Below are 20,476 nucleotides of genomic sequence, written 5' to 3' on the forward strand. Positions count from 1 at the left end.
CTCCGCCTTGCGATCCGTCCCCTCGGCCCTGGCGGGCCTGGGGAGACCCCATGCACCAGACCCCGCTCCCTGATCCGGCCTGATCCAAACGAAAGGCCCTAGGTGCCGCCGAAGGGTGGGGTCAGGCTCCGCCTACGGCGTCCGGTACGGGCCGGCGCGGACGCCTGCCGAGGAGTTCGGCCAGGCGCGCCGGGTGGCGGCGACCACCACCCGGTCGCCGGGCGCCGGCATCCGGCCGGGATCGAGCTGCCAGAGGAGACCGGCGCCCGGGCGCCCGAGGGGCGCGGAGCCTGGTGGCGAGGGCAGCCCGCGAAGGCCGGCGCGGCGAGGTGGGAGACGCTGCGGCTGCGGGTGAGGGCGTCCGGGTGGGCCGTGCCTCGTGCCCCCTACGGCCCCGCCCGCCCCTCCCCGTACGCATCCGCCGCCCGCGGGCACCCGTCCGGCCCGCCCCTGGGCCGGGGCCGTCCGGCTCCGTCCGTACGCCGGTCGGCGCACTTCGATCTGCGGGTACGGCCGCCGCTTCCTACGGTGGCTGAATGATCGTCACGTCAGCTGTCCGTCATGCCGCCGCCGGTACCGCGGCGCTGCTGCTCGTGCTGCCGGTCCCCTCGGCCACGGCTTCCTCCGTCACCGAACCCACGCCTCCCGTCACCCGTTTCATCGACGCGTCCCGTCTCCATCTCGCCGGGACCCAGGTCGAGCCACTGCCGGGCGCGCCCGCCCTCCCGTCCTTTGTCTCCGCCCGGTCGTGGCTGATCGCCGACGTCGCCACCGGCGAGGTGCTCGCGGCGCGCGACGCCCACCGGCGGCTGCCCCCCGCCAGCACCCTCAAGGCCCTGTTCGCCGTGACGGCGCTGCCGCGCCTCGACCACGATCGGCTGCACACCGTCGCCGAGTCCGAGCTGGCCGGCATCGGGCAGGGCAGCAGCCTCGTCGGGGTGCGGGCCGGATACACGTACAAGGTGTCGGACCTCTGGAACGGCGTCTTCCTCAGCTCGGGCAACGACGCCGTCCATGTGCTGGCGGCGATGAACGGCGGATGGGCGTCGACGGCCCGCCAGATGCAGGTGAAGGCGCGGGCCCTGGGGGCGTACGACACCCGCGTGGTGTCGCCCGACGGCTACGACGCTCCGGGCCAGGTGTCGTCCGCGTACGATCTGGCGGTCTTCGGCCGGGCCGGGCTGCGGGACCCGCTGTTCATCCGGTACTGCTCGACCCCGTACGCCCAGTTTCCCGCGGGGTCCTGGTCGTACGGCATCCGCAACACCAACCGGCTGCTGACGGGGGCGAACGGGGTGGCGCGCTATCCGGGGATCATCGGGGTCAAGAACGGCTACACCAGCGGCGCGGGGAACACCTTGATCGCCGCCGCCCGCAGGGGGTCGCGGACGCTGGTGGTGTCGGTGATGAATCCGCGCTCGGGCGGCGGGCGCGCCGTCTACGAGGAGGCCCGTTCGCTGCTGGACTGGGGATTCGCCGCGGCGGGCCGGGTCCATCCGGTGGGCTCCCTGCGGCCGGAGCCGCTGAAGGCGGGGCCGGCCGCTCAGGCCGAACAGGCGGGACCGGCGGCGGGAGCGCCGAAGGCACCGCGGCAGGCGCCGGGCGCGGAGCCCTCGGGGCGCCCCGAGGGCGCGCGGGCGGCCGGGGCGCCCGACCCGACGGCAGCCGAAGCGGCGCCGAGGGACGCCGCGGCCGACACCGTGCCCCGGGGCTCCGTACCCTCCGGTCCCTGGGCCGGGCTCCCGCTGGCGCTGGTCGGCTCGTCCCTCGGAGCGGCGCTCTCCCTGTGGCTGTGGCGGCGCCGGTCTACCGGGCGGGACGACGGCGGCGCGTGACGGCCGTACGAGAGCGCCGCGCGCCGGTGGTGGCCGGGGCGCGGCGCTCTCGTACGGGTCACGCCGGGAGACGTCCCGGCGGCCGGTGGTTCACTTGCCGAGCGAGCGCTTCAGCTGCTCCTTGTTCATGGAGGAGCGACCGTGGACGTTCTTCTTCTGGGCCTCGGCGTAGAGCTGGTCGTAGGTCGGCCCCTCCGACCCGCTGTGCGAGCGCTTCCCGCCCCGCCGGGAGGACGACATGTCCTCGGTGGACGTCTTGCTGGCGGTCTTGGACTCGCCCGAGCGGGCGCGTTCCTTGTTGACGGTGCGGGCGGCCATCTCCTCCGCGCGCTTCTTGCTCGCGCCCCGGTCCTGGGCGCTCTCCTTGATGTGTTCGTACTGCCGTTCCCGCTTCGGACTCGATCCGCGAGGCATCGTCCGTTCCTTTCCACCGTGCGTGAGCTGCATGAGCGGTCTGTCGTCGAGCGCGGGGCCGCACCGTCGATCCGGCGGACCCCACGACACCTGTGCCCTTTTCGTCCGCTTTCACGCGCCGAGGTTCACGCGTCCAGCGGTTGACGGAGCGCCGACTTGCCCTCGGACCAGGCATCGACCAGGGCGTCGCCCAGTCGGTCCTCCAGCAGGCCGGTGGCACGGATCCCGAAGGCGATGTCCGCCGCGAGCTCCGGCTCGTCCTCCAGGAGGCCGTCGACGACCTCGCGGCGTACCAGCTGCTCGTGGACGGCGTCCGCCTCCACGTGTTCCTCGTAGAAGCGGACCGCCGCGGGTCCCGCTCCCGCCCGTTCGAGGGCGAGTGCGAGCCGGGAGGAGCCGGGCGACGAGGTGATCTCGACCGCCGCGAAGTGACCGACGAGCGCTCCGCGCAGGGCGCGGTGCAGGCCGAACAGCGACATGAGGTTGACGGTCGCCAGGGTCCGGGCCCCGGCGGCGTCGACATAACGACCGTACGTCGTGTCCAGTCCGAGGTCGGCCATGAGTTCCGCGAACAGACGCGCGTGCATCCGTTCCGCTCGACCGCAGCCGAACTCGTCGTACTCCACCGCCACCATGGCCGCCTTGGCACGTCCCCGCAACCGCGGGATGACCCAGGCGTGCGGATCGGCCTCCTTCAGGTGGTAGACCGAGCGCAGCGCGGCGTACTCCCGCAGCTGCCAGAGTTCACCCCGGTCCACGAGGAAGTGCGAGGCCCCGGTGCCGCCCACCGGCTCGACGAGGATCTCGCCGAGCGCCTCCTCGACGTCGTCGGTGGTGCCGCACTCCTCACGCAGGGCCGTGTGGAAGACCGCTTCCAGACGGGCCCTCAGCTCCAGCAGACGCGGGTCCCACTCCAGCTCGTCCGCCACCCCGGGGAGGCCCCGGTAGTGGAGTTCGTAGCAGAGGTGGAGGGCGAGGTGGAGGTCCTCGCCGTACGGGTCGAGGCGTGCGGTCCCGGCGGCGTCGGGGAGCCGGTCGGCTTCGTCGCGCAGATACGCCCGCACCGCCGCGGACACGTCGCCGCGGGCGGCGGGCATTCCGGGCGCGGCCACGGTCGGATCCGCGGTCCCGGTGGCCGTCTCGGTCACACTGCTCATGTTTTCGTCCTCGTCTTCGTCGACCAGTGGATCACCAGGCGCAGCAGGCAGACCAGCGTGACGACCCACACCGCCGCGAACGCCCAGACCAGGACCGGCGCCCCGGTCACGACCGCGGAGACGAGAAGGGCGAGGGTCAGCGCCCCCGACAGGGCGGTGCCCAGGGCGGCCAGGCGGTCCCGCCGGTCACGTCGGTCCCACCGGTCACGACGACCGTGGTGGGTGCCGGCCGGCTGTCCGGCCCCGCGCCGCTGTCCCCTCGCGCGCCGCGTCGTCCGCGGTCCGGGTTCCCGTGGCGCGTCCTCTCTCAGCTCTCGCTCGATCTCGGCCAGGATGCGCCGTTCGCGCGGTGAGAGCCGTGCCTCCTCCATCGCCGACACCTCCTCGGGTCCGGTCCGGGTTCGTCGTCTGCGCGGATGAAGGTCCGGGCCGGGCCGGTGCGCGGGAGGCGGAGCTCCGGCGATCCTCATCCGTTCTGCAGCGGCGACTACCCGGAGAAGCACCTTTCAGACACGTCGCGGCCCCCGGTCACCCTTCCGCAAAACCTGACAATCCCCCCTCGCGGGTAGAATCCTGAGCGGACACGATGATTCCGGACGACCGTGCGGTGCAGGGACGGAGGAGCCGTGACGACGACGCCCGCGGCGAGATCTCCCGGGGCCGACGAGGCCCGGTCCGGCCAGGACAGCACCGGCCGCCTCCGCGCGGAGAACCGCCGACTGCGCGCCGAACTCACCCGTCGGCACCTTCTCGACCTGGCCACCGGCGTCCTCGCCGCCCAGCTCAAGGCCTCGCCCGCCGACGCGGCCGCCCACCTCGACGCCCTGGCCCACGCCACCGGGCTGGCGGTCGAGGACCTCGCCGCGGACATCGTCAACGCCGTCGCGGGACCGTCGCCGCACCCTCCGGTGGTGTCCGGAGCCGCAGTGGCGGCCCCGGACCCGCCGGACGCCGGCGCGTCGCGGGCCCTCGCGGACCATGTCGTCGACGCACGCCGTGCCCGCCGCACGGTGGCGGCCGCCGAGACCGCCGACACCGTGGGCGAGGCGGCCCGGACCCTGCTGGAAGGCGGCCTGGCCCCGTTCGGGGCGGAGAGTCTGTGGCTCTGGCGCTGCGTCGACTCGGGCTGTCTGCGGCTCGCCGGACACGCCGGAGTGAGCGCGGCCGAGGCGGCGCTGTGGCAATGGATCCCCCCGGCGGGCCCCGCACTCTTCCACGAGGTCCTCGCGGACGGGTCCGCCGCCTGGCTGGAGTCGGGGCGCGACGACGTCGTCCTGCCCGGCGCGGGACCGCGCGCCGCGCGGGCGCTGCTCCCGCTGCGGCTGCGCGGCGCGACGGTCGGACTCGCCCTGGTCTGCTGGCCCGGGCCGCAGAGCCTCGACCCCCCGGTGAAGCGGGCGCTGATGGGCCTCATGGACGTGGCGGGCACGGTCCTGGACGCGGCCGAGGCGGCGCCGCCGGCCACTCCGGTACTCGCCGACGTCCTGGACGCGCTGGTCCACCCGGCGATGCTGCTGCACACTCCCCCGTCGTCGACGGCTCCCACGATCGAGCACCTCAACGAGGAGGCCGTGGAGGCGCTGGGGGCCGCTCCGCCGCCTGAGGACCGCTCCCTCGCCCTCGCCCTGCCCGGGGTCCACACCGATCTCGCCCATCTCGCGCGCCGCGCCCACCGCGGTGCGCGGATGCAACGGGCGGCCCTGCTGCCCCTGTCGGACCCCTCCGAAGGCGGCTCGCCGCACCTGTTCGACGTACGGGTGCTGCCGGCCGGTCCGGAGCGGACGGTGGTGCTGTGGCACACGGCGAGCGACGCGGGTCTCGCGACCGGGCGGGCGGTCGCCCGTCTGCAGAGCGTGGCCACGTTCCAGGACAGCCTCACCGGCGGGGAGACCATCTGGTCGGAGCAGGCGTTCGCGATCTTCGGCATGGCCCGTGACGAGAAGCCCGTACCCCTGCTCGGGCTGCGCGGCCGGGTGCACCCGGAGGACGGCGTGGCGCTGACCGGGCTGCTCAAGACGCTCACCGAACGGCGCACCGGGGCGCAGACGGTGCTGCGGATCCTGCTGGACGACGGGACCGTACGCCATGTGCGGGTGGCGGCCGAACCGCTGCTCGACGGGCGGGCCGTCAGCGGGATCGCCGGGGTGTACCAGGACGTGTCCGCGAGCCGCCGGACGGAGGCGGCGCTCAACGCGACCTTCGACCATCTGACGGCCGTACAGGGCCGTGCGGAGATCCGGCACCAACTGGCCCTGCAACTGCAGCAGGCCATCGTGCCCGAGGTCGCCGATCTGCAGGAGCTGCCTGGTCTGCTGGCGGCGGCCCGCTACCGGCCGGCCGCGGAGGAGTACCGGGTCGGCGGCGACTGGTACGACGTCCTGCCGCTGCCGAGCGGAAAGGTCCTGGTGGCGGTCGGCGACATCGCAGGCCACGGCATCACGTCCGTCAACGGCATGGTGGCGCTCCGCAACGCCCAGCGGGGGCTCGCCTTCACCGGCAACTCCCCCCGCTGCCTGATGCACTGGCTCAACGAGGTGACGCTGCGCACCAGCGGCCACCCCACCGCCACGGCCGTCTGCGCGCTGTACGACCCCGGCGACCACGGCATCGTCTGGTCGAGCGCCGGGCACCTGCCGCCGCTGCTCATCCGGGACGGGAGGGCGCGGCTGCTCGACCCCCCGCACGATGTCCTGCTCGGCGCGGTGCCGGCGTACGAGTACGAGGAGCGGCATGCCCAGCTGAGAGCGGGCGACACGCTGCTGCTGTACACGGACGGGTTGATCGAGCGGCGCCACGACGGCCTCGACGAGGGCCTCGCGCTGCTCGTCGCGGAGGCGGAACGGCAGAGCCGCCATTCCCTGGACGAGCTGGTGGAACGGCTGTTGGGCGCGGCCGCGGGGGACACGGACGACGACACCAGCATCGTCGCGGTCCGGGTGCGCTGACGCGTCACGGCCCGGGTCCGGGACCGTCCTCGGGGCCGTAGCCGGCGCGGATGCCGTGGCCGGAGGCCCGGTCGCCGAGTGCCGTGGCCGGTGTCAGGACGGAAGCCACTGGCGGACCTTGGTCATCAGCTCCTCCGCGTCGACGGGCTTGGCGATGTAGTCGCTGGCCCCCGCCGCGAGGGCCCGGGCGCGGTCGCCCGGCATCGCCTTCGCCGTCACCGCGATGACCGGCAGCTCCGCGCGGCCCGGGAGCTGCCGGATGGCCTCGGTGGCGGCGTAGCCGTCCATACCGGCCATCATCACGTCCATCAGGACCAGTTCGACCTCGGGATGGCTGCTCAGCAGGTCCAGACCCGAGCGGCCGCCGTCGGCCCGCAGAACGCGGACGCCGTGTCCCTCCAGCACCTCGGTGAGGGCGTAGACGTTGCGTACGTCGTCGTCGACGACCAGCACGGTCCGACCCGCCGTACGGGGGTCCGGCACGCCCTCGGGGAGGGACCCGGTGCGGGCGGCGTCCTCGGCCCGGCCGCCTTCGACGGCGTCCGGCCCGCCGTCGAGCCCCGGCAGGTCGCCGAGCCGCGGCTCGGGAAGGTAGAAGGTGAACACGCTGCCGCGCCCGGGGGTGCTCCGGACGTCGATGGCGCCGCCGAGCAGCCCGGCCACCTCACGGCTGATGGAGAGCCCGAGGCCGGTTCCTCCGTAGCCGCGCACGCCGGTGCCGTCGCCCTGCTGGAAGGCGCCGAAGATGCTCTCCAGACGCTCGGGCGGGATGCCGGTGCCGGTGTCGCTGACCCGGAAGGCGAGGGCGGAGCCGTTCTCGCGCATGCGGGGCGGCAGTTCGTCGCTCTCGGCGCGGTCGATGGTCAGCTCGACCCGGCCCTTGTCGGTGAACTTCATCGCGTTGGAGAGCAGATTGCGCAGGATCTGGCGGAGCCGCGACTCGTCCGTGGTCAGCTCGTCCGGTACGCCCGGCCCCACGGTGACCGAGAACTCCAGTTCCCGCTCGTCGGCCACCGGGACGAAGGTGGCCTCCAGATACTCCAGGAGCTGGTGCAGCGCGAACGGCTCGGGCCGGATCTCCATCTTGCCCGCCTCGACCTTCGACAGGTCGAGGATGTCGTTGATCAGCTGTAGCAGGTCGGAACCGGCGGAGTGGATGACCTCGGCGTAGTCGACCTGCTTCTCCGTCAGGTTCCCCTCCGGGTTCTGGGCGAGCAGCCGGGCCAGGATGAGCAGGCTGTTGAGCGGCGTGCGCAGCTCGTGGCTCATGTTGGCGAGGAACTCGGACTTGTACATGGAGGTACGCGAGAGCTGCTGGGCACGCGCCTCCAGCTCCTGGCGGGCCTGCTCGATGACGAGGTTCTTGGACTCGATGTCCTTGTTGCGCTCGGCGAGCAGCGCCGCCTTCTCCTCCAGTTCGGCGTTGGAACGCTGGAGTTCCTGCTGGCGGGCCTGCAACTCCTCGGAGCGGGAGCGCAGTTCGTCGGTGAGCCGCTGCGACTGGCCGAGCAGCTCGTCCGTGCGGAGGTTGGCGACGAGCGAGCTGACGACGGCCCCCGCCGTGTCGACGAACTGTTCGAGGAAGTCGCGGTGGATGGGGGTGAAGGGGTGGAGGGAGGCGAGTTCCACGGCGCCCAGGACCTGGTCCTCGACGACGATCGGCAGGATGATCAGCATGCCCGGTTCGCCGCGGCCCGCCCCGGAGGCGATGGTGGCGTAGCCGGGCGGCACCCGGTCCACGACGAGGGTGCGCCGGTCGCGCGCCGCCTGCCCGACGAGCGACTGGCCGAGGCGGAAGCGGCGGGGCGGGTCACCGGGGTCCTCCGGCGCGCCGTACGCCGCGGTCATGACGAGCTCGGTGCCCCGTTCGTCGTGCCGGGCCAGGAAGAAGGCTCCGTACTGCGCGGCGACCAGCGGCGGCACCTCGGTCATGATCAGCTCGGCGATGTGGGGCAGGCCCCGGGTGCCCTGCATGAGGCTGGCTATCCGGGCGATGTTGGTCTTGAGCCAGTCCTGTTCCTCGTTGGCGCGGGTGGTGGCCCGCAGTGACTCGACCATCGCGTTGATGTTGTCGCGCAGGTCGCCGACCTCGCCGGGGGCGTCGACGGTGATGGAGCGGGTGAGGTCGCCCTCGGCGACGGCGCTGGTCACCTCGGCGATGGCGCGGACCTGGCGGGTGAGGTTCCCGGCGAGTTCGTTGACGTTCTCGGTGAGCCGCTTCCAGGTGCCCGAGACGCCTTCGACCTCCGCCTGACCGCCGAGCTTTCCCTCCGTGCCGACTTCCCGGGCCACGCGGGTGACCTCGGCGGCGAACGAGGACAGCTGGTCCACCATGGTGTTGATCGTGGTCTTGAGCTCCAGGATCTCGCCCCGCGCGGACACGTCGATCCGGCTGGTCAGGTCCCCCTGGGCGACGGCCGTGGTGACCTGGGCGATGTTCCGCACCTGGTTGGTGAGGTTGTCGGCCATGGAGTTGACGTTGTCGGTGAGGTCCTTCCAGGTGCCGGACACCCCGCGGACGGTGGCCCGGCCGCCGAGTTTGCCCTCCGTGCCGACCTCGCGGGCGACGCGGGTGACCTCCTCGGCGAAGGAGGAGAGCCGGTCGACCATCGTGTTGATGGTCTCCTTCAGCTCCAGGATCTCGCCCCGCGCGTCGACGCGGATCTTCCGGGTCAGGTCGCCGCCCGCGACGGCGGTGGCGACCTGTGCGATGGACCGGACCTGGGAGGTCAGGTTGTCGGCCATCGTGTTGACGCCCGAGGTCAGCTCCTGCCAGACGCCGTGCACCCGCGGTTCGCGGGCCCGCCCGCCGAGCAGCCCCTGCCCACCGACCTCGCGGGCCACCCGGGTGACCTCGGAGGTGACCAGGGAGAGCTGGTCGACCATGTCGTTGTAGACGACCGCGATCTGCCCGTGGATGCCTTCGGCGGCTTCCGGCAGACGCACGGAGAGGTCGCCGTCCCGTACGGCGGTGAGTCCGGCCAGCAGTTCTCTGAGCCCGTACTCGCCCGGACCGTCCGGCTCGGCGGCCCCGGCGGCGGGAGTGGTGCGGGGAGATACGTCCATCACGGCCTCGCGGCGACGCGGGAGCGGTACGGGGTGCACCGCGGTGGCCCGGTTCGCATCTCCACTTTAGGGCTGCCGAGTGGATCAGGCCGGGCGAGCGGGCCCGGCGTCGGAAGGCGGCGCCTGCCGCGCCGTCCGGCTGAGCAGGGCCCCGTCCTCGGTGACCTGGTCGCCACCGTCGCCGCCGTCGGTGACCCTTTCGGCCCTGCCGGCCCTTTCGGCCGCGCCCGCCCTGTCCGCACGTCCGGCCCCGTCCGCCCTGTCGCCGCCGCCCGCTCCGGGCTCGGACTCCCGCCCCAGGACGTCGACCTCGAACCAGACGGCCTTCCCCTTGGAGCGCGGCAGGCAGCCCCAGGCCGCGGAGAGCCGCTCCAGGAGGTACAGCCCGTGCCCGGAGGACCGTGCCGGCCGGTGCGGTCCTCGTGCGCGGGGCCGTACGGGGCTGGTGTCGCTGACCTGGACCCGCAGCCGGCCGTCGGTGCGGTGCAGGTACAGCTCGTAGGGGGAGCCCCCATGGGTGTACGCGTTGGTGACGACTTCCGAGACCAGGAGCAGGACGTCCTCGGCCGCGGTCCGTCCCGGAGCTCCGGCCTGCCCGAACCACTCCCGCAGCGCCTGGCGTGTGAGATCGCGGCACTCGGCCACCACCCCGGGCCCGCCGGCCAGGGGAAACCGCCGAGCCCGCGCCGTACCGCGCTGCTGTGAGGGCTTCATACGTGGCCGTTTCCCGCACAATCGGTGTCAATTCATCCCAAAAGGGAATCTCTCCCTAGGGACTCTCGAACGACGGCCTTTCGGCGTCCTCCCCCGGACGGCGAAGGGCTGCGCCACCCGTCGAGGGAGCATCATGTCCACTACGCATGCGCACACCGCCCGACGTCAGCCCGCCGCCCCGGCTGCCGCCACTCCCCCCGGGGCCGAGCCACGTGAGCCGGCCGAGCCGGCCGAGGTGCGGCGGCGGGCGCTGGACGGGCTGCCCGAGATCGACCGGCCCACCGAAGTGAGCACGGCCGACGCCCAGACCCTCTCCCTGGCGCTGTTCACCCGGTTGGAGGCGCTGGAGGAGGGCACGGCGGAACACGCGTACGTCCGCAACACCCTGGTGGAGCTGAACCTCAGCCTGGTGAAATTCGCGGCGCGCCGGTTCAAGAACCGGGCGGAGCCGACGGAGGACATCATCCAGGTCGGCACCATCGGGCTGATCAAGGCGATCGACCGGTTCGAGACCAGCCGTGACGTGGAGTTCTCCGCGTTCGCGCTCCCCACGATCGTGGGCGAGATGAAGCGCTTCTTCCGGGACACCAGCTGGGCCGTCCAGGTGCCGCGCCGACTCCAGGAGCTGCGCATCGAGCTGGCCAAGGCGATCGACACGCTGGAGCAGGACCTGGGCCGCCGGCCGAGCCGCGCCGAGTTGGCCGCGCACCTCCGGGTCGACGAGGCGAGCGTGGCCGAGGGCGAGCAGGCCGCGAACGGCTATGTGGCACGCTCCCTCGACACCCCGGCCGGCGACGAGGAGACGTCGCTCACGGCGGGGGCCCGGCGCCTGGGCGAGGAGGAGCGCTCCTTCGAGCTGATCGACTCCCTGGAGTCGCTCAAACCGCTGATCGCCCAGCTCGACGAGCGGGACCGGCGGATCCTGGCGCTGCGCTTCGGCGACGAGCTGACCCAGTCGGAGATAGGCGAGCGGCTCGGCCTGTCCCAGATGCACATCTCCCGGCTGCTCGCCAGGATCCTCGGCGAGCTCAGGACCGGCCTGCTGGTGGACGCCAAGGACGGTACGGACGCCTGAAGCGACACCTGACGCCTGAGGCGAAGCCTGTAGCGCGGTGGCACGAGGGCCGTGCGGCGAGCCTGCCCGCCCTCAGGGGGCGGCGGGGCGGTCGATCTCCAGCCAGACCACCTTGCCGCCCTCGCGCGGTTCCGACCCCCAGTTCCCCGCCAGCCGGTCGAGCACCATCAGGCCGTGCCCCCCGGGAAGGGAGGCGGCCCGGGGCAGGCGGCGCGTCGGATGGTCGGGGTTCCCGTCGGCGACCTCGACCCGGAGGCGTTCGCGCGTGTGGCGCAGGACCAGTTCCTCGGGGCCGTCGGCATGGAGGCAGGCGTTGGTGACCACCTCGGAGACCAGGAGCAGGACGTCGTCCACCCGCTCCCGCGCCTCCTCGGTCTCGGCCGGCGTCCAGCCCCAGTCGGCCAGCGCCTCGGCGGTGAAGTCGCGGCAGCGCGTCACGACACCTCGGGTGCCGAACAGCAGGAGCCGTCGAATCTGGCCCTCGTGTTCCCCGACGGCTTCGCCGGCCGTGGCTTCCTGGTCCATGGGTGCTGCCTCCGCCCTCGCGCGTCCTACCCGCCCGCCCGCCGGTCCGCCAGTGCCTCCGCGACGTCCTCGTACACCCGGAAGACGCTCCGCGCGCCGGTGATCTCGAACATCCGAGCGACCGGCGGGCGCAGCCCGGCCAGCTCCACACTCCCGCCCGTCTCCAGCGCGTGGAGGCGGGCCTTCAGCAGCACGTTGAGACCCGAGGAGTCGCAGAACGTCAGCGCCGAGCAGTCGACGACGATCCGGCGCGTCCCACCCGGTCGGTCGGGTGGATCCGCTGCCGCGCCGGGTGCGGTCGCCCGCCCCGTACCCTTCGCCTCCTCCAGCGCCGCCCGCAGGGTGTCCACGGTGTCGTGGTCGAGCTCCCCCCGGAGGGTCAGCACGACGGAGCCGGGCTCCTTCCCGGAGACGGCTTCGACGGCGAACCTCTCGGTCTCCATGGCCACCGCCTTCCCTTCGCGTCTTCACGCGCCTCACCGGCCTCTACCCACCCAACGGCCCGAAACTCGACCATTGCCTCGAATCGACCAGGAAGCGGTGACGGATCATTTCCCGACGACTGGGTACCCGCATGGCTCCCGCCCCTGAACCTCGGCATGGACCTCAGCAGGACGGAGTACCCGCCATGAACCTGATGGAAGGCCCGGCCCGGAACAACGCCATCCGGACCGGCTCGCACACCACGGCGCCGGACCCGAACCGCCTCTCCGCCGCGGCACCCGCCCCGGCCGGGGGCGGCGGCCGGGACCGCGCGGGAGGGGCGCCGGAGAGCCTGCCGCCGGACCACACCCAGGCGATCCTGGAGACCACCAAGCAGGTGGCCGCGCTGCTGAAGAAGTCGGGCTGCCCCTTCGCCCTGGTGGGCAGCGTGGCGGTGTACGCGCACGGCATTCCGGTCAGGCTGCAGCACGACACGGACTTCGCGGTGCGCCGCGAGGACGCGGAGGCGGTCGTCCACATCCTCGAGGAGAACGGCATCGAGATCGTCGAGCCGCCCGAGGACTGGCTCGTGAAGGCGCGCACCCGGGGCGAGCAGATCGACCTGATCTTCTCGCTCGCGGACCGCCCGGTGACGACGGAACTGCTCGAACGGGCCCAGCAGTTGCCCGTCGACTCCGTGCACATGCCGGTGCTCGCCCCCACGGACCTGGTCAGCAGCCGGCTGGCCGCGCTCTCCGAGCACCACTGCGACTTCGGGGCGCTGCTGCCGGTCGCCCGGGGCCTGCGCGAGCGCGTGGACTGGGACCGGGTGCGCCGGGAGCACGGGGACGCTCCGATGCCGGACGCCTTCCTGTACCTGCTGGAGCGGCTGGACGTGATTCCCGGGAGGGAGGCCACCGATGAGGGACGGTGACGAAGGCGAGTACGTGATCGCCCATCTGCGGGACCGGCTCGCGGGCGACGAGGTCGCCGAGCTGGGTGTACGGATCGAGATGCGCGGAGGCGCGGTGCTGCTCTCCGGAACCGTGCCCACCGCCGCGCGGCGGGACCAGATCCTGCGCATCGCGCACGAGATGCTGGGCGGGCTGCCGGTCCGTTCCGATCTGGTCGTGGTCTGCGCCGACGCCCCGGACCGTTCCGAGGAGCTGCGATGAGTGCGAGGACGCAGGAGCGGAGCGACGTGCTGCGTGTGGCGGCGGTCGGGGACATCCACTTGGGGCCGGACAGTCATGGCCTGTTGCGGCCCGCGTTCGAGACGCTCTCCGATCGAGCGGACCTGTTGCTCCTTGCGGGTGATCTGACCTGTCACGGGACCGTCGAGGAGGCCGAGGTCGTGGCCGGGGAGGTGGCCGGTCTCGGTGTGCCGGTGGTGGCCGTGCTGGGCAATCACGACTATCACTCGGACCAGGAGACGGGCGTGACGGACGCCCTGCGGTCCGCGGGCGTCATCGTCCTGGAGGGTTCGGCGGCGGTGCTGGCCGTGGCGGGCCACAAGATCGGTGTGGCCGGTACCAAGGGGTTCTGCGGCGGCTTCGAGGGGCGCAGCGCGGGCGAGTTCGGGGAGCCCGAGATGAAGGCGTTCGTGCGCTACACCCGGCGCAGCGCGGTCGGGCTTCGCCACGCGCTGGAGGAACTGGGCGCCGACGGCTGCCGGGTGAGGATCGCGCTGACGCACTTCGCGCCCGTGCCGGACACCTTGGCCGGGGAACCGCCGGAGATCTATCCGTTCCTCGGCAGCTATCTGCTGGCCGAGGCCATGGACGAGGGCGGCGCGGATCTGGCCGTGCACGGGCACGCCCACATGGGCACGGAGCACGGGATGACGGCGGGCGGGATCCGGGTGCGGAACGTGGCGCAGCCGGTGATCGGCCGGGCGTACGCCGTCTATCACCTGCCCCTCGACGGCAAGGCGTCGACGGACGGGGAGGCCGCGATCGGCGTCCGGGCGCCGGAAGTCGCCGCGGACGGCGACGGCGGCCGCGCGCGGGGGCACCGGCAGTCCACCGCGGCACCCGAACCGGCCTCCCGCCCCCGCTCCGAGGGCGTGCGCGAGCCGGTCGGGCGCACGGGCGGCGACGGCCGGCCGGGAGCCGCGAGGACGCCCGACGGAACGCCGACGTCGGCCACCTCCGCGCGGCCGGGCGGCCGTTCGACGCCCGGGACGGACGCGGGGCCCCCGTGACGGCACGATCGGCACAGGCCCCGGACGGGCGCGGCGTGCGCGAAGTCCCCAGGCGGGCCCGGGCCGGCCCGGGTGGGCGCCGGGCCCTCCTGAGGGGGCGGTCAGGCGCCGGGAAGGCTTTCCAGCGTCTTGCGGGGCGCGCGGCTTCCCGTTCCGACGTACCGCTCGGCCGCGTGCACCGCCTCGCGGGCGGTCCGCTCTCCCATCAGGACGCACAGCGTGTACGCCGTGTCCTCGAAGCGCCTGCGCGTCGACAGGTCCCCCGGCCGTGCGAGAACCACTCGCTCCTGGGCCCGGTAGTGCCGGAGCAGCCGGTCGATCGTCTTCTTGTCGGGCAGCAACATCTTGTCCTCCTGGCACGCCCCCCTTCCCTCCATCGCTCTATAGTCCGGTCGGACGCTCATCTGCGCGACCCGTTCGGACACACTCCGTAATGGAAGGTCTGTCCCATGAACGCGAGCGAGGCCCTGAAGGTGGTCGTCACCGGCGCCACCGGCAATGTCGGTACGAGCGTGGTCCGGGCACTGTCCCGGGAGCCGCGGGTCGCCTCCGTCCTCGGACTGGCCCGGCGCAGGCCCGGGTTGACCCTTCCGAAGACGGAGTGGGCGGAGGTGGACCTCTCGCTGGAGCGCGACGAGCCACGGCTCGCCCAGTACGTCGAGGACGCCGACGCCGTCATCCATCTCGCCTGGCGTTTCCAGCCGACCCATGATCCGGTCGAGACCTGGAAGGCCAACGTCCTCGGCTCGCTGCGCGTCTTCGACGCGGTCGCGGCGGGCCGGGTGCCGGTCCTGGTGCACGCCTCGTCGGTCGGGGCGTACTCCCCCGGCCCCAAGACGGGCCCCGGCGTCTCGGAGTCCTGGCCCACGCACGGCTGGCCCGGGGCCGCGTACACCCGCGAGAAGGCGTACCTCGAACGGGTCCTGGACACCTTCGAGCGCGACCATCCGCTGACCCGGGTGGTGCGGATGCGGCCGGGCTTCCTCTTCAAGGAGGAGTCGGCGAGCGAGCAGCGCCGCATCTTCGCCGGCCGCTTCTTCCCCGGCGCTCTGCTGCGCCCCGAACTCCTGCCCCTGGTTCCGCGGTTCGAGGGCTTGCGCGTCCAGACGCTGCACACCGACGACGCGGCCGACGCCTACGTACGGGCGCTGCTGCGCGACGTCCGGGGCGCGTTCAACCTGGCGGCGGACCCGGTGATCGACGCGGACACGCTGGCCGGGCTGCTGGACGCCCGGACCGTGAAGGTCCCGAGGAGCGCCGTGCGCGGCGCGCTCTCCGCGGCCTGGAAGCTACGGGTCGCGCCCGCCTCGCCCGACCTCTTCGACGCGGTGCTGCGGCTGCCCCTGCTGGCCACGGACCGGGCGCGCCGTGAACTCGACTGGGAACCGGCGGTGAGCTCGGTGGACGCCGTGCGCGCCTTCCTGCGCGGAGTACGGGCGGGCGGCGGCGACGACACGGCACCGCTCACCGGTCGCCGTGTCGGCTGAGGCGGCCGGCGACCCTGTTTCGGCCCCTCGTCGTCGGGCACTCGCCCGCACGGCTCGGGGCGTCACAGCGCACGGCGCCGCGGCGAGAGGGCGTCGAGGAGGAGGTGTCCCATGCGGGCGCTGACATGGCACGGCAGGCGCGACGTCCGGGTGGACACCGTGCCCGATCCGAAGATCGAGGAGCCCACGGACGTCATCGTGGGCATCACGTCGACCGGCATCTGCGGCTCGGATCTCCATCTCTACGAGACGTTGGGGCCGTTTCTCGATCCGGGGGACATCCTGGGACACGAGCCGATGGGGCGGGTCGTCGAGGCCGGTCCGGAGGTGACGACGCTCGCCCCGGGCGACCGGGTCGTCGTCCCGTTCAACGTCTCGTGCGGGGAGTGCTTCATGTGCGGGCGCGGCCTGCACTCGCAGTGCGAGACGACGCAGGTGCGCGAGCACGGCAAGGGCGGCGCGCTGTTCGGCTACACCAAGCTGTACGGGCAGGTGCCGGGCGGCCAGGCGCAGTACCTGCGGGTGCCGTTCGCGGACCGGTTGCCGGTGAAGGTGCCGGAGGGGCCGCCCGACGAGCGGTTCGTCTACCTGTCGGACGTCCTGCCGACGGCGTGGCAGGCGGTGCGGTACGCGGACGTGCCCCCCGGCGGCTCGCTGACCGTCCTCGGCCTGGGACCCATCGGGGACATGGCCGCGCGGATCGCGCTGCACCAGGGCGCCGGGGTCGTCATCGGCGTGGACCTGGTGACCGAGCGGCTCGCCCGGGCCGCCGCCCGCGGGGTGACCGCCGTCGACCTGCGCGAGCACGGGGCGGGGCTGGCGGACGTCATCCGGGAGATGACCGGCGGCAGGGGCACCGACGCGGTGATCGACGCGGTCGGCATGGAGGCCCACGGCTCGCCGGTGGCGAAGGCGGCCCAGCGGGTCACCGGGATGCTGCCGGACCCGGTAGCCCAGCGCCTGATGGAGTTCGCCGGGGTCGACCGGCTGCAGGCGCTGCACACGGCCATCGACATCGTGCGGCGCGGCGGGACGATCTCGGTCGTCGGGGTGTACGGCGGCATGGCGGATCCGCTGCCGATGCTCACCCTGTTCGACAAGCAGATCCAGCTGCGCATGGGTCAGGCGAACGTACGGCGCTGGGTCGACGAGATCCTGCCGCTCCTGGACGGCGGGGATCCGCTGGGGGTGGAGGGCTTCGCGACGCATGTGCTGCCGCTGGAGGAGGGCCCGTCGGCGTACGCGACGTTCCAGGCGAAGGAGGACGGGATGGTGAAGACCCTGCTGCGGCCGTGACAGCGGCCGCGGTCCGGTCCCGGTTTCAAGCGGACGGTGAGGCAGGCGGAGGGAACGGTGGCGCCGTTCCCTCCGCCTGCCTCGCCCGCACGTCCGTTCCCTCCGCCTGCCTCGCCCGCACCTCGTCAGCACCGCGTCTGGGGCGTCCGCCTCGGTCCGGGCGGCGCGCTCAGCCGTCGCCGTCGCCCGCGTCGCGCCGGTCACGTCGCAAGCGGCCGCGATGGCTCGTGTCGCAGAACGGGGCGCGGAGCGTGCGCCGGCAGGTGCACAGCGCGACCACGGGCCGCTCGCACAGCGTCACGGTGCCGTCCGGCATGACGATCTCGACCGGCCCCTCGACCAGGAGCGGTCCGCCGGCGACCGGCGTCACGCGCGGAACGTCTGCGGCCGGCTCCTTCGGTCCCGACATGGTCCCACCACCCTTCTCGGCTCTGACACCCCGAGTGCCCGCTCGGCGGCGGGGCATGCGCGGCACCGTTCCAGGCGCCGGGGCGGCGAGTGCGCGAGGCGAATCGGGGTAGCCGCGACCCGTCACCACCTGGCCCCTGAGGGGCATGCGCAGAGAGGCGACGTCATGAGCAAGGTCAAGGGCAAGGCCCAGGAGATGAAGGGCAAGATGAAGAAGGTCGTCGGCGGCGCCGTCGACGACCCGGGGATGAAGGGCGAGGGTCGCGCCGAAGAGGTCACCGGCAAGGCCAGGTCCAAGGCCGCGGAAGCGATGCGGCGGATGAAGAAGCACGGGCACGAGTAGCGAGCGCCTCATGGTCTCCCTGGCCGATGCGGCCGAGTCGGCTCCGGTCCGCGACGGGCGCGCCGTGGAACTGCTGGGCCTGTCCCTCCAGTGCGCCGGACGGGACCCCATCGCGGTACCGGCGGCTCCGCCGGGCACGGCAGCCCCGCCCTTCACGCTGAAGGAGGGCACGGAGTGCCGCGCGGTGGTGCACTTCCGTGTCGACGGACCGTTCGTGACAGGCCTGAAGATTCTCGACGTACGCAGCAGGTCCGGCGCCGAGGTGGGCGGCCGCGAGGTGCTGCTCGGCGACTTCCGGCGGGGTGGACCGTACGAACTCGCGCTTCCCCCGGAGCGCGTCCCCAGCGGTCCGCGGGCACGCGGGCCGTACGACGTCTACGCCGCGCTCGTCGACGGCGACGGCCACGTCCTCGACCGGCGCGACTACCGGTTCGAGATCAGGAAGGACTGGTGAGGCGGGTCCGGCACGGAGATGAGACCCGGACTCCACCGGATGCGGCGCACGCCCCGCGCGTGCGCCGCATCCGGGCGCGTGGGGGGGGCGTGCGACGTGCCGTCGTGTCGGGGCCGCCGGTCCCCTCGTCCGCGAGCCGACGGGCCCAGGCTGGACGGCGGAGCAGAAGAGGGGCGCGGCCGGCGGGCCGGGCCCGCCGCAGAGGTACGGAGCTTACGGAGGCATCCTGATGAGTCGTGAGATCGTCGCGGGAGTGGACGGTTCGCCGGAGAGCCTCGCCGCGGCCGACTGGGCCGCCCGCGAGGCCCTGCACCGGGGGCTTCCGCTGCGCCTGGTGCACGCCTGGCGGTGGGAACCGCTGGACATCCCGTTCCTCCCCGACCGGCGGGGGCAGGAACGGACCGCCCAGGAAGTGCTGCGGGACGCGGAGGCGGCACTCGCGCGGCGCCACCCTGAGGTGCGGCTGACCGCCGAGGTGCTGGCCGACACCCCGGTCGCGGCCCTGATGAGCACCGAGGCGAGGGCCGAGCTGCTCGTCATCGGTTCGCGCGGACACGGGGCGGTCGCCGGGTTCCTGCTCGGCTCGTACGGACAGCAGATCATCGCGGCCGCCACCCGCCCGGTGGTGGCCGTGCGCTCACGTGACGGCGACGGTGGCAGCGGGGCGGGCGGCCGGGGCGGTGAGATCGTCGTGGGGCAGCTGGGCGGGCCGGAGGACAGCGCCCCGGCGCTGCGCTTCGCCTTCGAGACGGCGGCGGCGCGAGGAGCGTCCGTGCGGGCGGTGCGGGCATGGAGCCTGCCGCCCCTCTTCGCGTACAGCCCGGGGTCGCTGGCGCTCGCCGACGAGGCCGGTGGTCTCGTCCCGTACGAGGAGAAGGCGCTGCGCGAGGCCCTCGCGCCGTGGCGGGAGCGGTTCCCGCAGGTGCCGGTGGCCGAGCACGTGGAGATCGGGAGCGCGGGGCAGGTGCTCCTCTCGTCCTCGGGTGACGCCCGGCTCCTGGTGGTGGGGCGGCGGGCCAGGCGCGGGGCGGCGGGGCCCCGGATCGGGTCGGTGGCGCACGCGGCGCTGTACCTGGCGCCGTGCCCGGTGGCGGTCGTTCCGCACGACGAGTGACGCGAGCGCGGCCGCTCGGCGTGGTGGGTTGACTCGGCGGATTGACGAGGTGTGTCGAAGGCTCCGGGGCCGGAAAGTGTTAGTGCCGTCGCCCCGGCGGCTCTCCCCCGCGCCGGACCGTCCGGTGCCCTGAAAGAGAGCGGAGCCCATGCACCACCACGACGATCGCGTCCCGTCCGACCAGCCGGCCCAGGGTGGCGGCCGCCACCGCAGAGGGGGTGGTACGGGACGGCACGCGCGTCGGGCGCCGTCCTTCCGTACCGCTGTGACCGTGGCGGGTACGGCCGCGGTCGTCCTCACCGTGACCACGGGCGCCTACGTGGCGTCCCTCGGCGTCCCCGACGACGCGGCGGGGCGCGCGACCGGGCTCCGGGCCGCCGTGGCGCCGCCGGCCGGGAACTCCGCCGTGTCGGCGCCGGCGCCGGGAGGGAGTCCTCCGGCGGCCCCTGTCACCCCTTCGGCCGTATCCTCCGCCTCCGTCTCGGCCGGCCGCTCCTCCGCCCCCGCCGAGAACCCCGCGCCGCCTCGGCGAGAGGCGGCGGCCGGCACCGCGCCCGCGGCCCCTGCCCGGCTGCGTGCGATGGCCGAGGCCGAGGCGGCACCGATCGACCCGGCATCACCGGGACGGATCGCGCGGTACGTCGACCGGCTGGTCTCCCTGGCCAACACCGAGCGGGCGAAGGCCGGTTGCGCGGCGTTGCGCTCCGACGCGCGTCTGCGGAAGGCGGCCCAGGCGCACGCGGACGACATGTCCGAACGCGACTACTACGACCACGACAGCCCCGAGGGGCGGAACGCGGGCGACCGGATCACGGCGGCCGGGTACTCCTGGTCCACCTGGGCCGAGAACATCCACCGCGGGCCGAAGACGGCCACGCAGGCGATGCGCGAGTGGATGGACAGCGAAGGACACCGGCGGAACATCCTCAACTGCTCCTTCAAGGACATCGGCGTCGGGGTGCGGTTCAGCCCCAACGGCCCCTGGTGGGTACAGAACTTCGCCGCCAAGCGCTGAGC

Annotated in this window: 20 protein-coding genes and 2 pseudogenes; 12 read left to right on the forward strand and 10 right to left on the reverse strand. The window is 73.5% G+C overall.

Annotated features, from left to right (window positions below):
- Positions 1 to 121: 121 nt before the first annotated feature.
- A pseudogene (locus tag ACWDX6_RS07690) lies at positions 122 to 374 on the reverse strand (potassium transporter TrkA); the annotation flags it as partial.
- A 162-nt stretch (positions 375 to 536) separates the two neighbouring features.
- Here ACWDX6_RS07690 and ACWDX6_RS07695 point away from each other — a divergent pair.
- Positions 537 to 1,835: a D-alanyl-D-alanine carboxypeptidase family protein gene (locus ACWDX6_RS07695; RefSeq protein ID WP_451484029.1), complete on the forward strand. Its 1,299-nt coding sequence runs from the start codon at positions 537 to 539 to the stop codon at positions 1,833 to 1,835.
- 90 nt (positions 1,836 to 1,925) lie between these two features.
- Here ACWDX6_RS07695 and ACWDX6_RS07700 read toward each other — a convergent pair whose 3' ends face one another.
- From ACWDX6_RS07700 to ACWDX6_RS07710, 3 genes are all read right to left on the reverse strand, one after another.
- The gene (locus tag ACWDX6_RS07700; protein WP_403292306.1) at positions 1,926 to 2,249 is read right to left on the reverse strand and encodes a plasmid stabilization protein; all 324 of its coding nucleotides are present in this window, start codon (positions 2,247 to 2,249) and stop codon (positions 1,926 to 1,928) included.
- A gap of 125 nt (positions 2,250 to 2,374) precedes the next feature.
- Positions 2,375 to 3,406 (reverse strand): iron-containing redox enzyme family protein, encoded by a 1,032-nt coding sequence (locus ACWDX6_RS07705; protein WP_451484030.1) that lies wholly within the window; start codon positions 3,404 to 3,406, stop codon positions 2,375 to 2,377.
- Positions 3,403 to 3,777 carry a hypothetical protein gene (locus ACWDX6_RS07710; RefSeq protein WP_451484031.1) on the reverse strand — a complete coding sequence of 125 codons (375 nt, stop codon included), beginning with the start codon at positions 3,775 to 3,777 and terminating at the stop codon, positions 3,403 to 3,405. Before ACWDX6_RS07710 ends, ACWDX6_RS07705 begins: the two co-directional genes overlap by 4 nt.
- A 255-nt stretch (positions 3,778 to 4,032) precedes the next feature.
- Here ACWDX6_RS07710 and ACWDX6_RS07715 point away from each other — a divergent pair, with 255 nt between their 5' ends.
- Positions 4,033 to 6,351: a PP2C family protein-serine/threonine phosphatase gene (locus ACWDX6_RS07715; protein ID WP_451484032.1), complete on the forward strand. Its 2,319-nt coding sequence runs from the start codon at positions 4,033 to 4,035 to the stop codon at positions 6,349 to 6,351.
- A gap of 93 nt (positions 6,352 to 6,444) precedes the next feature.
- Here the strand turns inward: ACWDX6_RS07715 and ACWDX6_RS07720 are convergent, their stop codons facing one another.
- Together ACWDX6_RS07720 and ACWDX6_RS07725 are read right to left on the reverse strand one after the other, a co-directional pair.
- Entirely contained in the window at positions 6,445 to 9,417 is a 2,973-nt protein-coding gene (locus ACWDX6_RS07720) for a HAMP domain-containing protein (RefSeq protein WP_451484033.1), read from the reverse strand.
- Positions 9,418 to 9,501: 84 nt separating this feature from the next.
- Positions 9,502 to 10,131, reverse strand: a complete 630-nt coding sequence (locus ACWDX6_RS07725; RefSeq protein WP_451484034.1) for an ATP-binding protein — start codon at positions 10,129 to 10,131, stop codon at positions 9,502 to 9,504.
- A gap of 133 nt (positions 10,132 to 10,264) precedes the next feature.
- On the opposite strand from ACWDX6_RS07725, the gene ACWDX6_RS07730 reads away from it, so the two are divergent.
- A complete protein-coding gene (locus ACWDX6_RS07730; protein WP_451484035.1) occupies positions 10,265 to 11,206 on the forward strand; it encodes a SigB/SigF/SigG family RNA polymerase sigma factor in 942 nt (313 codons plus the stop codon).
- A 72-nt stretch (positions 11,207 to 11,278) separates the two neighbouring features.
- On the opposite strand, the gene ACWDX6_RS07735 is transcribed toward ACWDX6_RS07730, so the two are convergent.
- Together ACWDX6_RS07735 and ACWDX6_RS07740 are read right to left on the reverse strand one after the other, a co-directional pair.
- Entirely contained in the window at positions 11,279 to 11,731 is a 453-nt protein-coding gene (locus ACWDX6_RS07735) for an ATP-binding protein (protein WP_451484036.1), read from the reverse strand.
- Positions 11,732 to 11,757: 26 nt separating this feature from the next.
- Positions 11,758 to 12,174: an STAS domain-containing protein gene (locus ACWDX6_RS07740; RefSeq protein ID WP_451484037.1), complete on the reverse strand. Its 417-nt coding sequence runs from the start codon at positions 12,172 to 12,174 to the stop codon at positions 11,758 to 11,760.
- A 185-nt stretch (positions 12,175 to 12,359) separates the two neighbouring features.
- Between ACWDX6_RS07740 and ACWDX6_RS07745 the strand changes: the two genes are divergently transcribed.
- The 3 genes and pseudogenes from ACWDX6_RS07745 to ACWDX6_RS07755 all read left to right on the forward strand — a co-directional run.
- Complete coding sequence (locus tag ACWDX6_RS07745) at positions 12,360 to 13,088, forward strand: nucleotidyltransferase family protein (protein WP_451484038.1); 729 nt, start codon at positions 12,360 to 12,362, stop codon at positions 13,086 to 13,088.
- Positions 13,075 to 13,329, forward strand: a complete 255-nt coding sequence (locus ACWDX6_RS07750; protein ID WP_451484039.1) for a BON domain-containing protein — start codon at positions 13,075 to 13,077, stop codon at positions 13,327 to 13,329. Before ACWDX6_RS07745 ends, ACWDX6_RS07750 begins: the two co-directional genes overlap by 14 nt.
- Before the next feature lie 26 nt (positions 13,330 to 13,355).
- Positions 13,356 to 14,102, forward strand: a pseudogene (locus ACWDX6_RS07755) (metallophosphoesterase family protein); the annotation flags it as partial.
- Between the two features lie 356 nt (positions 14,103 to 14,458).
- On the opposite strand, the gene ACWDX6_RS07760 reads toward ACWDX6_RS07755, so the two are convergent.
- Positions 14,459 to 14,701, reverse strand: coding sequence for a DUF5133 domain-containing protein (locus ACWDX6_RS07760; protein ID WP_451484040.1), 243 nt, complete (start codon positions 14,699 to 14,701; stop codon positions 14,459 to 14,461).
- A gap of 105 nt (positions 14,702 to 14,806) precedes the next feature.
- On the opposite strand from ACWDX6_RS07760, the gene ACWDX6_RS07765 reads away from it, so the two are divergent.
- Together ACWDX6_RS07765 and ACWDX6_RS07770 are read left to right on the forward strand one after the other, a co-directional pair.
- On the forward strand, positions 14,807 to 15,844 hold the full coding sequence (locus ACWDX6_RS07765) for an NAD-dependent epimerase/dehydratase family protein (protein WP_451484041.1): 1,038 nt from the start codon (positions 14,807 to 14,809) through the stop codon (positions 15,842 to 15,844).
- Positions 15,845 to 15,955: 111 nt separating this feature from the next.
- Entirely contained in the window at positions 15,956 to 17,140 is a 1,185-nt protein-coding gene (locus ACWDX6_RS07770; RefSeq protein WP_451484042.1) for a zinc-dependent alcohol dehydrogenase, read from the forward strand.
- Between the two features lie 169 nt (positions 17,141 to 17,309).
- Here the strand turns inward: ACWDX6_RS07770 and ACWDX6_RS07775 are convergent, their stop codons facing one another.
- Complete coding sequence (locus ACWDX6_RS07775; protein WP_451484043.1) at positions 17,310 to 17,549, reverse strand: CDGSH iron-sulfur domain-containing protein; 240 nt, start codon at positions 17,547 to 17,549, stop codon at positions 17,310 to 17,312.
- A 165-nt stretch (positions 17,550 to 17,714) separates the two neighbouring features.
- Here ACWDX6_RS07775 and ACWDX6_RS07780 point away from each other — a divergent pair, with 165 nt between their 5' ends.
- The 4 genes from ACWDX6_RS07780 (at position 17,715) to ACWDX6_RS07795 (ending at position 20,474) form a co-directional block, all read left to right on the forward strand.
- Positions 17,715 to 17,891 (forward strand): CsbD family protein, encoded by a 177-nt coding sequence (locus ACWDX6_RS07780; RefSeq protein WP_451484044.1) that lies wholly within the window; start codon positions 17,715 to 17,717, stop codon positions 17,889 to 17,891.
- Positions 17,892 to 17,901: 10 nt separating this feature from the next.
- Positions 17,902 to 18,345 (forward strand): hypothetical protein, encoded by a 444-nt coding sequence (locus tag ACWDX6_RS07785; protein WP_451484045.1) that lies wholly within the window; start codon positions 17,902 to 17,904, stop codon positions 18,343 to 18,345.
- A gap of 229 nt (positions 18,346 to 18,574) precedes the next feature.
- The gene (locus ACWDX6_RS07790; protein WP_451484046.1) at positions 18,575 to 19,459 is read left to right on the forward strand and encodes a universal stress protein; all 885 of its coding nucleotides are present in this window, start codon (positions 18,575 to 18,577) and stop codon (positions 19,457 to 19,459) included.
- Positions 19,460 to 19,730: 271 nt separating this feature from the next.
- Positions 19,731 to 20,474 (forward strand): CAP domain-containing protein, encoded by a 744-nt coding sequence (locus ACWDX6_RS07795; protein ID WP_451484047.1) that lies wholly within the window; start codon positions 19,731 to 19,733, stop codon positions 20,472 to 20,474.
- The last annotated feature ends 2 nt before the right edge of the window (positions 20,475 to 20,476 follow it).

Source organism: Streptomyces sp. NPDC003027 (assembly GCF_053591435.1).